Origin of the sequence: Seonamhaeicola algicola, assembly GCF_007997385.1 — a bacterium.
Lineage (GTDB): Bacteria > Bacteroidota > Bacteroidia > Flavobacteriales > Flavobacteriaceae > Seonamhaeicola > Seonamhaeicola algicola.
The window spans coordinates 331,421-347,038 of sequence record NZ_VOSC01000033.1 but is presented as its reverse complement, the minus strand read 5'-3'; the positions used below and the strand labels follow the sequence as shown (position 1 = coordinate 347,038).

The 15,618-nt window shown below is 35.4% G+C and carries 8 protein-coding genes; all 8 read left to right on the top strand.

The window, feature by feature from the left end; translation table 11 throughout:
• Positions 1 to 87 precede the first annotated feature (87 nt).
• The 8 genes from FUA26_RS15155 to FUA26_RS15120 all read left to right on the top strand — a co-directional run bounded on the left by FUA26_RS15155 (position 88) and on the right by FUA26_RS15120 (position 15,590).
• The gene (locus FUA26_RS15155; protein WP_147138056.1) at positions 88 to 2,670 is read left to right on the top strand and encodes a sialidase family protein; all 2,583 of its coding nucleotides are present in this window, start codon (positions 88 to 90) and stop codon (positions 2,668 to 2,670) included.
• Positions 2,671 to 2,684: 14 nt separating this feature from the next.
• Positions 2,685 to 4,283: a sulfatase-like hydrolase/transferase gene (locus FUA26_RS15150; protein ID WP_147138053.1), complete on the top strand. Its 1,599-nt coding sequence runs from the start codon at positions 2,685 to 2,687 to the stop codon at positions 4,281 to 4,283.
• Positions 4,284 to 4,296: 13 nt separating this feature from the next.
• Positions 4,297 to 6,132: a sulfatase-like hydrolase/transferase gene (locus FUA26_RS15145; protein WP_147138050.1), complete on the top strand. Its 1,836-nt coding sequence runs from the start codon at positions 4,297 to 4,299 to the stop codon at positions 6,130 to 6,132.
• A 2-nt stretch (positions 6,133 to 6,134) separates the two neighbouring features.
• Positions 6,135 to 8,585 (top strand): glycoside hydrolase family 2 TIM barrel-domain containing protein, encoded by a 2,451-nt coding sequence (locus FUA26_RS15140; RefSeq protein ID WP_147138047.1) that lies wholly within the window; start codon positions 6,135 to 6,137, stop codon positions 8,583 to 8,585.
• A 4-nt stretch (positions 8,586 to 8,589) separates the two neighbouring features.
• A complete protein-coding gene (locus FUA26_RS15135) occupies positions 8,590 to 11,151 on the top strand; it encodes a VPS10 domain-containing protein (RefSeq protein ID WP_147138044.1) in 2,562 nt (853 codons plus the stop codon).
• Between the two features lie 13 nt (positions 11,152 to 11,164).
• Entirely contained in the window at positions 11,165 to 12,709 is a 1,545-nt protein-coding gene (locus FUA26_RS15130; protein ID WP_222611775.1) for a sialate O-acetylesterase, read from the top strand.
• A 298-nt stretch (positions 12,710 to 13,007) separates the two neighbouring features.
• Positions 13,008 to 14,255: a family 16 glycosylhydrolase gene (locus FUA26_RS15125; RefSeq protein WP_147138041.1), complete on the top strand. Its 1,248-nt coding sequence runs from the start codon at positions 13,008 to 13,010 to the stop codon at positions 14,253 to 14,255.
• A gap of 15 nt (positions 14,256 to 14,270) precedes the next feature.
• Positions 14,271 to 15,590: a glycoside hydrolase family 117 protein gene (locus FUA26_RS15120; protein WP_147138038.1), complete on the top strand. Its 1,320-nt coding sequence runs from the start codon at positions 14,271 to 14,273 to the stop codon at positions 15,588 to 15,590.
• Positions 15,591 to 15,618 lie beyond the last annotated feature (28 nt).

The following is a 15,618-nucleotide window of genomic DNA, read 5'->3' as shown; positions in this document are numbered from 1 at the left end:
ACCATTTCAGTACAAATCTAAATCATTTGTAATTCCCCTATTTCAATAGTTGACATAGCTTTGTTAATATTCAAAAAATGTATGGATATGTGTTTTAAAAAGTTATGCGTATGGGGGCTTTTTGTAGTGTTAAACGGTGTTTATGCTCAAAAAAATAATGAGTCTTTTTTCAAAAAAATAAAAAGTGAAAGAGTAACATCAGATCAATCTGTGGAGTGGAAAAACTTCGGGCCAGGAATGTCTGGTTACAACGAAGAGTTTTGGTGCCATCCTACAGATACTAATGTGATGTTTATGGGGCCAGATATGCATGTTAGTTATGGCACATGGGATAATGGTAAATCATGGCATTCTATTAAAGATTATGACGGTGATGGAAAATGTTTAGAGCGCGTTCTAGACATTGCCTTTTCTAAGAAGAATCCAGACTTTGGCTTAGCTTTAGAAAGACGCGGAAAAATATTTAAAACTACAAACCGCGGAAGAAACTGGGAATTAGTATATACCATACCGAGAGCCGAAAAATCGGCATATAATGCCCATACAAAATTAGCTATTCATCCAGCAAATGACGCTATTTGGTTTGTAGGGGCTGGAGATTTTTGGAATGTAAAATACAATCATCGTTCACAAAAATTAATCCGTGGTAAAAAAAACAAAATAGCCAGTTATGGCTATGTTTTAAAAACCACAGATCATGGTAAAACATGGAAAAAGGTAGCCAATACTATTTCAAAAGATTTAGATGTTGCCCGTATCATTATTAATCCTGTAACACCAAATCAAATGTACATTGCTACTAATTATGGTTTTTTTGTGAGTAATGATACCGGAGAAACTTGGAAACCTAGTGCAAAAGGGTTGCCAAATAATTTACCTAGAGACCTTTCATCTTATTACAATTCAAAAACTAAAGAGTTTGTTTTATATCTATTAGAACAAACGGTGTATGAACCTAATGGAAAAACTATTACAACAAAAGGCGGTGTGTATAAAAGTACAAATGGTGGAAAAACTTGGGAGAATATTACCGGTAATTTGGGTGTAAACTATAATATGATAACTGATAAATATCACAGAAATAACTACCACCGTGTGTTAAGTTATTGGTTTGATACGGACTCAAGAAAAGTGTACCCAAAGTTTCCAGAAAACACCTATTCCATTTTCAACAGAATGGCTGTAAACCCTTTAAATAAAAATGAGATTTATTTAGTTGCTAACCAGCGTCATGATAAAAGTTTTGGTCCGGGTGATGCTTGGAAAACGGAAGATGGAGGCAAAACTTGGAAAATTTGTGCACGGGCAGGAACGTACTGGGATCAAGAAAAAGATAAGGCATATTGGCTAAGTAAGGGGTTTAACATAGGGGCAAATGTTGATTTTTCGCATGTGGCTAAAGCAAATGCTGAATTACACGAAGTAAGATTTGGCAGTAGAAGTTTAGCAATAAATGCTAAAGGCGAAGTGTTTATTGGCGTACAACAACAAACACAACGTTCAAATGATGGTGGTAAAACTTGGCAACAAATTGATGATTATGAAACGGCACCAGGTAGTAATACATGGGTTGGTAGAGGTAATAGTAATTTACCAGGGCGTTTTATGCTGTTAGAAACAGGAATTAAAGACAGATACTTACTTTGTAGTGGCGAGCATGGTTTATGGCAAACAGCACCACTAGGCAATTATCCTGACAAAAATGCAGTAGCTGTAAAACAAATTGAAGGGCAAGTGCATGACCATAGCGGTAATCATGCCTCTCATTCTACATCAACAGTAGCTGTGCATCCAAAAAAACCTAATACAATTTATATTTTAAGTTGGAGGCAAGAGCACCGAGGAAAACTGAGAAGAACAACCAATGGCGGAAAAACTTGGGAAAATATAGCAACAATTTTTGAAGGAAAAAACCCTGAGTATAGGGGTATTGCTTTTCAAGGTTCGTTAATTATAGACCCTGAAACACCAAATAGCATGTATTTCACAGCCATTAGGCATGTAGTACAAGAGGTTGGAGTATCTCCAAAGGAAGACGTCATGTCTAAAGGGAAATATGGTGTGTACAAATCCAATGACGGTGGTTATAATTGGACGCTTAGTAATAAAGGTTTGCCAGAATTAGGTAGCGTGCGAAGGCTAACAATGGATCCTAAAAACCCAAAAATTATGTATGCCTCAGTAAACCAAAGAAATAAACACCACGTTGGCGGATTGTACAAATCTACAAATGGTGCTTTAACTTGGGAAAAGATGAAAATTCCATCTCAAATAGAATCCGTTAACAACCTGTTTATAGATAGAAATACTAAAGCAATGTATCTATCAGCGGGCTCTAATTTCGGACCCTATGAAGCCGGTGGTGTATGGAAGAGTACAGACAATGGTAAGAATTGGAAAAAGTTTTTCAAAGCACCATATGTATGGCAAACAGAAGTGTCTCCAGTTAATTCAAATATCATAACAGTAAATGTGCCTTACCATAAAAACTTTAAAAATCCGGGGTTATACATAACCAAAGACAATGGCGAAAGCTGGAGTAAGATTAACAAAGGTATAGGGCAGCCTGATAAAATGACCGACTTTAAACCAGACCCATACAATGAAAATGTGCTTTGGTGCGCAGCATGGGGAAGCGGCTGGTTTAAGGCTTTAATAAACAACAATTAATAAAATTAAATAGCATGAAATTAAAAGTGTTTTTAAACGTTTGTATGCTTTCTTTTTTAATAGGAAATGCGCAAAAACAGCCAAATATTGTACTCCTTTTTGCAGATGATATTAGCGCTAGAGAATTACCAATTTATGGGTCAACAGTATGGAGTCCGCCTAAAGGCGGAACAACATCAGATGTGAAATATAAAGCAAAAACGCCTACGCTTGATAAAATAGCTGAAGAAGGCTGTTATGTGAAAACGGCTTGGGCAGCTACAGTATGTGGGCCAAGTAGAGCTATGATGATGACGGGGCGTTATGCACATTTACACAAATGGTGGCATAATAAAGACAAAGGAAAAGCGCCTAATGGAAAAGGCGTATGGGATTTATATGATAGTTCGCCACATAGTATTGCTCATGTAGCTAAAGCGGGTGGTTACGCAACATTTTGGGCAGGAAAAACTCAAATGAGTATTGAAGGGTTTCCTTTTGATGAAGGTTGTTTTACTCCAGGAGAAGGATCATATAATACAGCTATTCACACCACAGATTTTAGGTTAGAAACAAGAAAGAAAGCGGGTAAAAAAGTAATTTATAATGCCGATACTAATAAGCCAATTCATAAAAAAAGTTATGTGCAATCTGGGTGGTACTGGCAACCTCATGTGCAGTTAATGAATCACCCTGATACCAAAGAAAAATTTGTTTGGTGGCCAAATGATAAAAAATCAGAAAAGGAATTTGGACTTAACACTTTTGGTCCAGATGTAGAATTAGAGTTTACTTTTGATTTTATAGAACGTAAAGCTAAAGAAGGAAAACCATTTTTTGTATATCATACAAGCCATTTGGGGCATGATGCTTGGGATTTTCTTCATCCAAATAACGAAGGTAAATGGCCAGGGACACCTAAAATTAACTGGGATGGAAAAAAATACACACGTACAAAACCAAAAGTAACAGGTGATAATGGTGTTTATAATGATTACGGAACTATAACTGAAAATGGTATTCACACGCATATTAATTATCTAGACTACCAAGTGTGGCAATATTTAAATAAGTTTAAAGAATTAGGTATAGAGAATAATACTGTTTTCATTTTTTGTGCAGATAATGGTACCAGTGGTTATGGTAAGTCTAGTCCAGTTTCACAAAAAGGAACACATGTGCCTTTAATTATTTATGCCCCTGGTATGAATTTAACTAAAAAAGGAGCGCAAAATGTTTTGGCAAATATATCAGATTTAATTCCAACAATAGCCGATTTAGGTGGTGTTACAATTCCAGATTCTTATGAGATGAATGGAGAAAGTTTAATGCCTTTCTTAACCACAAATAAACCAAAACATAGAGATTGGGTGTATGGCTATCATAAAGAAACTACCATTATTAGAGGAAATTTAGTAATGAAAGATGGTAATAACGTATGGTATGACGTTAGTAAATATCCAAAAGATTTAATAAGCTTTCCTAAAATTAAAGATTGGAGTAAAGTATCTGAAGCGCACAGAAAAGAGCGCGATGAACTTAAAAAAGTCATCCCAAGATTTGATCAACACGCAACCGCTCATGATGCGCCCAAAGGCGGCTATGGTAAAGTTGCCCCATTAAAAACTAAATAAACATTAAACTAAAATGAAAAAAATAACCACTTTTTTGCTGTTTTTTAGCTTGCTTTTTATAGCTAAACCCAATGCGTTTGCACAAGAAAAACCAAATGTACTTTGGATAGTAACTGATGATCATAGGTATGATGCCGTTCGAGCATTTAATAAAATGTTAACTGGAAATGAAATGAGTGAGCTTGGGTATGTAGAGTCTCCAAATATAGATCGTTTAACAGAAATGGGTACCACGTTTATTAATACCTATTGTCAGGCTTCAGGCTGTGCGCCATCAAGAGCGTCTATGCATTCAGGAAGGTATCCATTTCGTTCTGGAGTATATGAATTTGAATACCACCATAATAAGGCAGAACATAGTAAGCCTACTTTTCCAGAACAACTGGCTAGCTTAGGATATCAAACACTGCGTATTGGAAAATTAGGGGTTAGATTAAAAACGGTTGAAAACGGGAAGTCTAAGAATTACAATATTTACCAAAATAACTTCGATTTTAAACAATTAAGAAAAGATGGGTTTACAGGATGGGGAAAAGATTGGTTCTATGAAATGGATGGTAAAAAGTTAGACAAGCCATTTAAAAGTATGGAGTATTTTGTGACTCCTAAAGGAGAGTTTGAGTATATATCTGAACGTTTAGAAAATGAATTTCCTAAGTACAAAGGCACTGCCCAAAAAGCGCATGAAAAATATGATTTGCTAAGACATTATAATGAAAAGAAAGGGCCTCAAACACCATTTTCTCCAGGTATTTTAGCTGGTGTAAGCTCCAGAAAAGCAGGTGAAACTAGAGATGGGTATTACGTTAAAATTTTTGATGAATATTTAAAAAATGAAGAAGAAACTTTTTCATTCGGATCTCAAACTGTAAATGGCATTAATGAAAATAAACCTCAGTTTTTCTATATAGGTTTCGATTTTCCACACACACCAGTATTGCCTCCGGCATCCTACAGAGAGCGTTTTAAAAAACACACATACAAAATTCCTGAGTTTAACGAAAAGGAATTAAAAACTATGCCCAAACAATTTTTAAAGCAAGTAAAAAGTAGTTATACAAATCATTTTACAGATGAAGAAAAACAAAAAATGATTCAAGATTACTTTGCCTTTTGTGCTTATGGAGACAATTTGATAGGTAAGGCAGTAGATGATTTTATAGCCTACAACAAGAAAAAAAATAAACCGTATTTAATAGTATATGTAAACGGAGATCATGGTTGGAAATTAAACGATCACGGAGCAGTTTCAAAATTTACACCATGGAATATTGATTCACACAATCCTATAGTTGTAATTTCTTCAGATGAGAATAAATTTCCAGCAGGAAAAGTGGTTGAAGAATTTACTGAGTTTGTAGATATAGCGCCAACAATCCTTTCTGCTGCTGGTGCTAATATTAAAACTGAAACGTTTAAATATTTAGATGGTATGGATTTAGCTAAAGTAGCTGCTAATAAGGCGCCAAAAAGAGATTATGTTATTGGAGAAGCCCATGCGGTAACTGGCCCAAGAGCATTTATTCGTACCAAAGATTTTATGTTTTCTATACAAACCCGCCCAAACAAAACCAGAGGTGAAAATATGGAATGGGCGCTTAATGCATCTTATGAAGATTTAGATCCAGCTTTATACGATACAAAAAATGATCCTCATGAAGTTAATAATTTAGCCTTCAACAAAAAGTATGAAAAAATTGCTGAGAAAATGAAAGAAAAACTCATCAATATTGTATTGGGTGATAACCGTGTTGAAGTTGGTTGGGGTAAAGGAAGTCGTGTTACAGGTAAAGAAATATACAGAAGCAATTTTGCACCAGGTGCACATGATTATAAGTTAAAATTATAGCTATGCGTGTAAAATTTAAGTTTGGGTTGCTTGCATTATTGTTGTGTGTTTTGGCTTGTAATAGCCCACAAACTCTTAATACAAAAGAGAATTTTGATTTTAATTGGAAATTTTACGCTAATGATATTTCAAATTCTGAAGATGTAAATTTTAATGACACTTTGTGGCGTAATGTAAATTTACCACATGATTGGAGTATTGAAGGCAACTTTAGTAAAAACAACCCATCATTCTCTCGCGGCGGTTGGTTGCAAACAGGAAAAGTAACTTACAGAAAAACATTTCAAGTAGCCAAAGAAGATAAAAACAAGCGCTTTGTTATTTATTTTGATGGCGCTTACAGAAATTCGGAGGTATTTATAAATGGGCACTCTCTTGGTAAAAGACCACTAGGATATATTGCATTTCATTATGATATGACCAATCATATCAAATTTGGAGGAAATAATGTTATTACAGTTAAGCTAGATAACTCAAGTCAACCAGGGTCAAGGTGGTATACTGGTACCGGTATTTATCGTCATGTGCATTTAATAAAAACAAACAAGCTGTATGTACCAATTTGGGGCAATTATATTGTGGCAGATAACTATACTTCTAAAAAGGCCGAAATAAAAATTGAAACTTCTGTACAAAATGATTTTTCTGAAGAGAAATCAGTAATTATTCGTCATACCGCTTATGCTCCAAATGGTGAAGCGGTTGCTACTATTTCAAATGGTGTCATTATTGCTTCAACAAGAAAAGAAACAGCGCATAGTGTTTTAGAAGTGCCTAATCCGCAAGTTTGGAGTCAAGAAACACCTAACCTGTATACTATTAAAACAGAAATTTTAGAAGCTGATGTTGTGGTGTATTCCGAAGAAAACAAAACAGGTATTAGAACATTAGAATTTAGCAAGAACGAAGGTTTTAAACTAAACGGAAAGGTAACAAAATTAAAAGGTGTTTGTTTACATCATGCGGGCGGACCTCTAGGGGCTGCAATTTATAGACGAACAGTAGAACGCCAGTTGGAAAAACTTCGTGAAATGGGAAGTAACGCCGTTCGTACCGCTCATAACCCATTTTCTGAAGAGTTTTTAAAAGTGTGCGATAGTATGGGCTTTTTGGTAATGAATGAGGCGTTTGATGAATGGGAACTTATTAAAGAACCAATGACAACTCAAAACGGTAAAAAAATAAGAATTCCTGTAGATTTCTATGCCAATAAATTTAAAGAATGGGCAGATATAGATTTACAAGATATGCTATTAAGAGATAGAAATCACCCATCTGTTATTATGTGGAGTATTGGTAATGAAATTCATCAAATGAGTAAAGATGAAGGGGTTGCTATAGGTAAAAGATTGGCCAATATTGTGCATAATTTAGATTACAGGCCAGTAACAAATGGTGTGCATGGGTATTGGAGCCCAAATAGGCCAAACCAAGAAGCCGCTGCAACAAGTGATATTTATGGGTTTAATTATATTACTGAAGAACGCTATTTAAACGAAATAGATCTTTTAAAAGATATTAAAAGCGTAATAACAGAACATCAATCTGCGCAATCATTTTACCCACGTTCTACATATTTATATAATGAAGAAAAAAAAGCATGGTGGGATAAACTGAACTACGAGCATAACGATGCTTATGAGTGGGTTGAAAGTAGAGGTATACTTGGTGAACCTGGTATGGAAGCATGGCGTATGACAAAAAAATATCCAAACATCATGGGAATGTTTATCTGGACAGGTTGGGATTATTTAGGCGAAGTAATACCCTTTGGTTGGCCTGCGCGTTCATCATGTTTTGCACCTATTGATTTGGCTGGTTTTCCAAAAGATGGTTACTATTTTTACCAAAGTCAATGGTCAAATAAGCCTATGGTTCACATATTTCCGCATTGGAATTTAAAAGGAATGGAAGGTAAAAAGGTAACGGTGCATAGTTATACAAACGGTGATGAAGTAGAGCTGTTTCAAGATGGGAAATCTTTAGGTAAGAAAAAAAATAATTTAAATGCTGTTGAATACCAAAGTTGGGATGTTGTTTACCAACCAGGAGAGCTAAAAGCAGTGTCTTTTAAAAACGGAAGTATAATAGCCGAAAAAGTGGTTAAAACCGCAGGAGCTCCAGCAAAAATTAAAGTTGAAACCAGAAGAACTGAAATGAAGGCCAACGGGCAAGATGTAATTTATGTGGAATGTACAATTCTAGATAAGGACGGAAACGAAGTGCCCACGGCTAATAATACATTAAAATTTAATGTTGAAGGACCAGCAATTATTGCAGGTGTTGGTAATGGCAACAGTATGGGTTTAGAGCCCTTTAAAGCAAATAAACGCTCTGCTTTTCACGGTAAATGCTTAGCAATTTTACAATCTACTCAAGAGGCAGGAAATATTACATGTACAATTACCTCAGAAGGATTAGAAACGGTTAGTGTAGCATTAATTTCAAAATAAAAAAATGAGAAGATATTATCTGTTAATCAGTGTTGTTTTGTTAGGGTTTAATATTCAAGCTCAAATAAATAATGATTATTTTAAAAAGTTAAATTCTGAAACCGTATTATCAACAGATTTAGTGACTTGGCGTCAAGTTGGTCCGGGTATGTCTGGTTATTGCGAAGAATTTTGGTGTCACCCAACCAATGAAAATGTTATGTTCATGTCTCCCGATATGTTTAATACCTACGGAAGTTGGGATGCTGGAAAAACCTGGCATACCGTTAAAAATCCTGATGGCGATGGTAAAGATTTAGCAAGAGTACGTAAGTTTATGTTTTCCTACCAAAAACCAAATTTTGGTTTTGCAATTACTGGTGGTGGGCAGTTGTTTAAGACTCAAGATACTGGCAAAACTTGGACATTTGTTAGAAAATTTAAAGGAAGGTCAGCTGAAATAATGGTAGATCCTTCAAATGATAAGGTTTGGTATGTAGGACAAGGCGATTTCTGGAATGTTAAAGCCAACCATCGTCATAAAGACGGGCAATCACGCAAGTTCAAAAATGAAGGTGTTTACAGAAGTGTAGATTCTGGAAAAACTTGGGAACTATTCAAAATAGGAGAATTTAAGAATTTAGATGTTGGAAGAATAGTTGTAAACCCAAACAATTCAAAAATAGTTATTGCTATTACTAACCAAGGGGTTTTTAGAAGCGAGGATAAAGGAAGAACTTGGAAACCTAGTGGTGATGGCTTGGAGGTAAATCGTCCCAGAGATTTAGACTTTTATTATAATAAAAAAACCAAGGAATTTATATTATATCTTGTAGATCAAACGGCATTCATTCCAAACGGAAAAACCCTAACCACCAAAGGTGGCGTTTACAAAAGTTCAGATAGCGGAAAAACCTGGCAAAACATTACAGGAAATCTGCCTGTAGATTTAAGCAAAATTACAAGTAAAGCATTACAAAATAGATATTGGAAAGCGGTTGCGTTTTGGTTTCAAAAAAGTGTAGCAGAAGTTAAGGCCAAATATCCTAAGTATCCAACCCAAGTTTTAGATGTATGGCACCGAATTCAAGTAAACCCTAAAAATAAAAATGACATTTACTTGTCTCATAATACAAAACATGATAAGTCATTTTTAACAGGTGATGCTTGGAAAACTAGTGACGGCGGAAAAACTTGGATAGCGGTAGCTAGAACAGGAAAGTATTGGATAGATAATACCGATAAAGCTTATTGGGAATCAAGAAATAACCCAACTAATACCAATACGTTTTTTTCGCATTTACAGCCAGAAATGGACAGAAGAGAAGATGTTTGGGGTAACCGTTTTCTAGAGATAAATACAAATGGAACTGTTTATATTTGTTTAGACCAGCAAGTGCTACAATCTAAAAATGGAGGAGAAACTTGGCAACAAATAGATGATAATGAAACAGCATTAAACTCTAAACATTGGATTGGTAAAGGCGATAGTAATTTACCAGGACGCTATATGCTATTAGAAACAGGGATAAAGAACAGATATTTATTGGGAAGCGGAGAACATGGCTTATGGCAAACAGCTCCTTTAGGTAATTATCCAGATAAAATGGCGGTTGCGGTAGAGCAAATTGAAGGACAGATACATCATGGAGGAGCACATTCTACAGGGCCAATTGCGGTACATCCAAAAGACCCCAGTAAAATTTACTTTTTACCGTACCGTCAAAATCATAGAGGTAAATTAAGGCGTTCCTTAGATGGCGGTAAAACTTGGGAAAGTATAGCAACCATTTTTGCTGCAGACACCCCAATGCACGAAAGATTGGTGTTTATGAATTCCTTAATTTTTGATCCTGTAAATACTAAAAACATGTATTTCTGTGCTACCAAAACACCTATTTCTCAAGTAGCAGGGCCATATGCTAAAACCTTAACAAAAGGCGAGTTTGGTTTTTGTCGTTCTTTTGATGAAGGCCATACATGGCAACTTAGTAATAAAGGTTTTCATGAAGGCGCAAGTGTAAGACGGGTGGTTTTAGATCCTGATAATCCTGAAATTTTATATGCCGCAGTTAATGACGACAATGGCGGATTATTCAAATCAACAAATAAGGGTGGCGATTGGAAAGAAGTTAAAATTCCTTCTGAAATTAAAAATGTAACCAATATCTTTATAGATAGAAATAATAAATACATGTATCTGTCTGCCGGAAATGAAAATGCCACAGACACAGGTAGTGGTGTATGGTTGAGTAAAAATAAAGGAAAGTCTTGGGAAAGGATTTTTAAGTTGCCTTATGTTTGGCAGTGCGAAACCTCACCCTTAAACCCTGATATTTTAATAGTAAGTGCTCCTTTACCGCACAGAGCAAAAAATGCCAAAGCAAAATTAAATCCAGGAGTTTATATTTCTATGAATGGAGGAAATACTTGGAACAAAGTTAATATTGGTTTAGGGCAACATGATAGAGTGGTTGATGTAAAACCAGACCCTTACAGGCAAGATGTGTTTTGGGCTTCTCAAAAAGGAAGTGGATGGGCCATTGGTTATTTAAAAGGCACAACAAAAGGATGGTATAAACAATAAAATAAAAAGTAATATGAAATCGGTCTCATTAAAAGGGTTTGTTTGTTGGTTAATGATTTTTTGGGTGTTTCAATTGAATGCCCAAGTAACATTGTCAAATATGTTTTCGGACCATATGGTACTACAGCAGAAACAAATAAACCCTGTTTGGGGAAAAGCATCCAATGGTGAAAAGATATCGGTTTCAATTGCAAATCAAACACATCAAACTATTGCAGATAAAAATGGCCGTTGGATGGTAAAGTTAAGTCCTATTGATGCAGGAGGCCCATTTGTTTTAACCGTACAAGGGAGTAACAAAATCGAAATTCAAGATGTTTTAGTAGGCGAGGTTTGGATGTGCTCTGGTCAGTCCAATATGCAATTCTCCTTAGGAAGTTCTAATCATGCCGATGTAGAGGTTGCATCAGCAAATTACCCCAATATAAGATTGATGAATGTTCCAAAAGTAGGGAGTGAGAAACCCACAGATAATTTAGATGTAAGCTGGAATCTTTGTACACCAGAAACTGTTAAGAATTTCTCAGCTATAGGTTATTTGTTTGGAAAACGTTTACACAATACACTAGGTGTACCCATAGGATTGATAAATAATGCTTGGGGAGGTTCGGCAATAGAAGCGTGGATTCCAAGACAAGTTTTAGAAGAAGAAGGGCATGATGAACTTGTAAAATCTTGGGATGATCAAATTGCAGGTTATTCCGATGCCGTTTTTGAGAAAAAGAAAGAAGCGTATAAATACTGGTTAGCAAATGGTAAGCCAGGAAAAAAGAAGTGGCCGCCAGAAGATATTCGAATTGGAAGAAAGCGCCCTGGTAGTATTTATAAGGGTATGGTAAATGCCAGTGTTGGTTACGGCATAAAAGGTATTATATGGTGTCAAGGCGAAACCAACGCAGGTAGAGCTTATCAATATAGAGAACTATTCCCGTTGCTAATTAAGACTTACCGAAATTTATGGGGACAGGGAGATTTCCCGTTTTATTGGGTGCAAATGGCAGATTTTCTTGAGGAATCAAAAGTCCCAACCGGGGGTTCTTGGGCAGAATTAAGAGAAGCACAAACCATGACCCTGTCTTTACCCAATACAGGAGAGGCTATAGTTACAGATGTTGGAGAAGCTAAAGATATACATCCCAGAGATAAACAAACTCCGGCTAACAGGTTAGTGCGTCATGCTTTAGCCAATGACTATGGTTATGCAATGGCATCAGATAGTCCACGATTTTCTTCAATGGAAATTAAAGGAAACAAAGCTATCATCTCATTTAGCCATATAGATAAAGGGTTGTGTACTTTTGATTTTGACGAAATTAAAGGATTTGCTATTTCCGGATCTGATAAAAAATTTGTTTGGGCCAAAGCCAAAATTATAGGTAAAAACAAGGTTGAGGTCTATTCAGATAACGTAGAAAATCCCGTTGCTGTTCGTTACGGTTTTGAAAACAATCCTAGAGTTAATTTATACGATAGAAACGGACTTCCAGTAACGAATTTTAGAACTGATAGTTGGCAAGGTGTCACTGAAGGAAAAGTAGTGCCGCCTAAGAGCTACTAATATTTTACCCAAGTTTGAGTGTTTTTTTATCTCCTTTAAATAAGCAAGAATTAGATATGAAAACACTTAAAATTATAACTTTCATATGCTTTGGCTTTGTGTGTGGCCTAGAAAATTGTGCATCTCCAATAGAAGATTGGGGTGCTGTTTTTAGGGATTAAAATTATATACTTAAAAAAAACAACTTTACAAATACTATATAAATAGACTATATAGAACATACCTGCTATATATTTAGACATTTGCTTTAGCAGAATACCTGTAAAAAATAGATTTTTATAATGAAATATAACAATCTATGAAACAGTACCATACAATTATAAAGCTTTTTATTTTAGTGTTATTGGTGAGTTTTGGAGGTTCCTTACAAGCGCAGTCAGGACCTCCAAAGCCTCCAGTTGGCAAACGTTGGGTATTAAATCCAGATTTTTCAGATGAGTTTAATGGTAATAAACTAGATGCAACCAAATGGTTAGACCATCATCCAACATGGAAAGGTAGAGCCCCGGGGCTTTTTATGGCTTCTCAGGTAAAAGTGGCAGATGGCTATCTGCAACTTAAAGGCGAAAAAATGGAAAAAGATACTTTGGTTAAAACAGGTTCAAAAGAAGTAATGTTTAATATTAAAGGTGCCGCTGTAGTATCAAAAAAAACAGCGCTTTTTGGTTTTTATGAATGCAGAGTAAAGGCAGCAGCAACAACCATGTCAACCACATTTTGGTTTTCTGGAGGTGGTGGTAAAGGCCCTAACGGGTGTGATAGCTATCACCAAGAATGGGACATTCAAGAATGTATTGGGCGTACAGGAGATTTTAAAGGCCAATACTTTGCAAAAGGTATGCACTCTAATGCGCATTATTGGTATAGTGATTGTGAAGGAGAAAGACATGATTATAGAGCTGCTCAAGTAAGATATGAAGATGATGAAGTAGCTTCAAATGATTTTCATGTTTATGGCGGTTGGTGGAAAGATGAAACACAAGCTAGTTACTACTACGACAACCAAGAGCCTAAACACCAAAAATTTTACGACAAGATTACCAATAAACCCATGGATAAACCCATGTATATGCGCTTGGTACACGAAACATACCCATTTCCTTGGATTTCTTTGCCAACAGATGAAGAATTAGCTGATGATACTAAGAACACAGTTTATTATGATTGGGTTCGTGGATATCAGTTGGTTGATGCAAACAAAGAGAATAACTCAAATTTAGAAGCTGAAATACAATTATATAATGAAGCTGTTTTTTTTGAAACAGCCGAAATATTTGTAAAAGCATCAAAAACTATTGAGTTTCCTTTAAGTTACAAAACAAACGCAAACAAAAAAATTGTATTACAATTGATTAATGCTGATGATAAAAAAGTTGCAGAAGTAACTATAAATGCATTAGCAGGTTATGCTAACTTAAAGCAAACATTAGTTTTTAAAAATATACCTGAAGTAGGTAAATATAAACTGGTTTCAAAGTTGTTAGCAGAAAATGATACAAAATCTGTATTAGATAATAATACATTAATTATTAATATAACTCAATAATCACTTTACAAAATCATGAAATTTTATTTCAAACTAAACACAATAATTTGCTTATTTACAGTTTTTATTTCGTTAGTAGCATGTTCACAAGCTAAAAAAGAAACAAAAACAGAAATACAGAATTCTCAAGGAGGTTTTCCTTATAAATTACCAGAAACAAAACCAAATAGGCCCTTAAGTGCTGCCCTTGAAAGAAATTATGATGCTTATATGGGGCCGCGTCAAGAAACCAATGAGCTTTTTACTCAATTTAAATATACCAAGTTAAAAGGATTCGATTATAATGATGGCGATGGTACAATTTCCCGCAGAGACCCTTCAAAAATTATTTTTGCAAATGGTAAATATTACATGTGGTATACACACCGTGAAACCGCAGCAGCACCAGTTGGGGTGTCTAATGCGCATTTAAGCAATGATTCTATTCCATCGGCAGATTGGGATTTAGCCGATATTTTCTATGCTACTTCAAAAGATGGTTTTACATGGGAGGAACAGGGTGTTGCAGTTCCAAGAGCCGAAAAACCTAACTTGGGGCACCGTTCTGTTACTACTACAGATATTTTGGTTTGGGAAGGTAAATACTACTTGTACTATCAAGCGTTTTCAGTAGCTCCAGGTAAAAACGGAGGTGATAATTGCCCAGTGGCAGTATCATATGCAGATTCTCCTGATGGGCCATGGAAACCCTATAATAAAGAGGTAATACCCAATGGAGCACCGGGTGAGTGGGATCAATTTTCTATTCATGATCCATATCCAATTGTTCATAATGGTAAGATATACTTGTATTACAAATCAGATTTTAAAGGTAGTAAGGGAATTAATACTGTTCGTATGCACGGACTGGCTATAGCCGATAATCCGTTAGGACCATTTGAAAAGCATCCATTAAATCCAATAATGAACTCTGGTCATGAAACTACATTATTTCCTTTTAAAGAAGGTGTAGCCGCGTTTGCAATAAGAGATGGAAATGAAATGAATACCATACAGTATGCAAAAGATTGGGTGAATTTTGATGTAGCTGCTAATGTAGAAATGATGCCAGATGCTGCAGGACCCTATATTCCAGATGTGTTTACAAATACAAAAGACGGTAGAGGAATAACTTGGGGTATATCGCATTTTACTGTACCACATGGTAATTGGAAAAAGAATCATGCTGTATTACTTAGATTTGATTGCGATTTAAGTTTAGATGTACATGATCCAAAAATGAAAAGACATCATAATAAGCCAAAGATTCAAACTTTATACAGGCATGGTTTAAGTAAAGAACAGCGCCAAAGAATAGACAAGGCAAACAAAACGCTTTTAGAGCATTCAAAATAAGATTGAAACAAAATATATATGTAATATA

Excerpts from the sequence above, each read along its gene's own strand:
- FUA26_RS15130 (WP_222611775.1), top strand. The coding sequence starts at position 11,165 with ATGAAATCGGTCTCATTAAAAGGGTTTGTTTGTTGGTTAATGATTTTT.
- FUA26_RS15135 (WP_147138044.1), top strand. The coding sequence starts at position 8,590 with ATGAGAAGATATTATCTGTTAATCAGTGTTGTTTTGTTAGGGTTTAAT.
- FUA26_RS15150 (WP_147138053.1), top strand. The coding sequence starts at position 2,685 with ATGAAATTAAAAGTGTTTTTAAACGTTTGTATGCTTTCTTTTTTAATA.
- FUA26_RS15145 (WP_147138050.1), top strand. The coding sequence starts at position 4,297 with ATGAAAAAAATAACCACTTTTTTGCTGTTTTTTAGCTTGCTTTTTATA.
- FUA26_RS15120 (WP_147138038.1), top strand. The coding sequence starts at position 14,271 with ATGAAATTTTATTTCAAACTAAACACAATAATTTGCTTATTTACAGTT.
- FUA26_RS15155 (WP_147138056.1), top strand. The coding sequence starts at position 88 with ATGTGTTTTAAAAAGTTATGCGTATGGGGGCTTTTTGTAGTGTTAAAC.
- FUA26_RS15125 (WP_147138041.1), top strand. The coding sequence starts at position 13,008 with ATGAAACAGTACCATACAATTATAAAGCTTTTTATTTTAGTGTTATTG.
- FUA26_RS15140 (WP_147138047.1), top strand. The coding sequence starts at position 6,135 with ATGCGTGTAAAATTTAAGTTTGGGTTGCTTGCATTATTGTTGTGTGTT.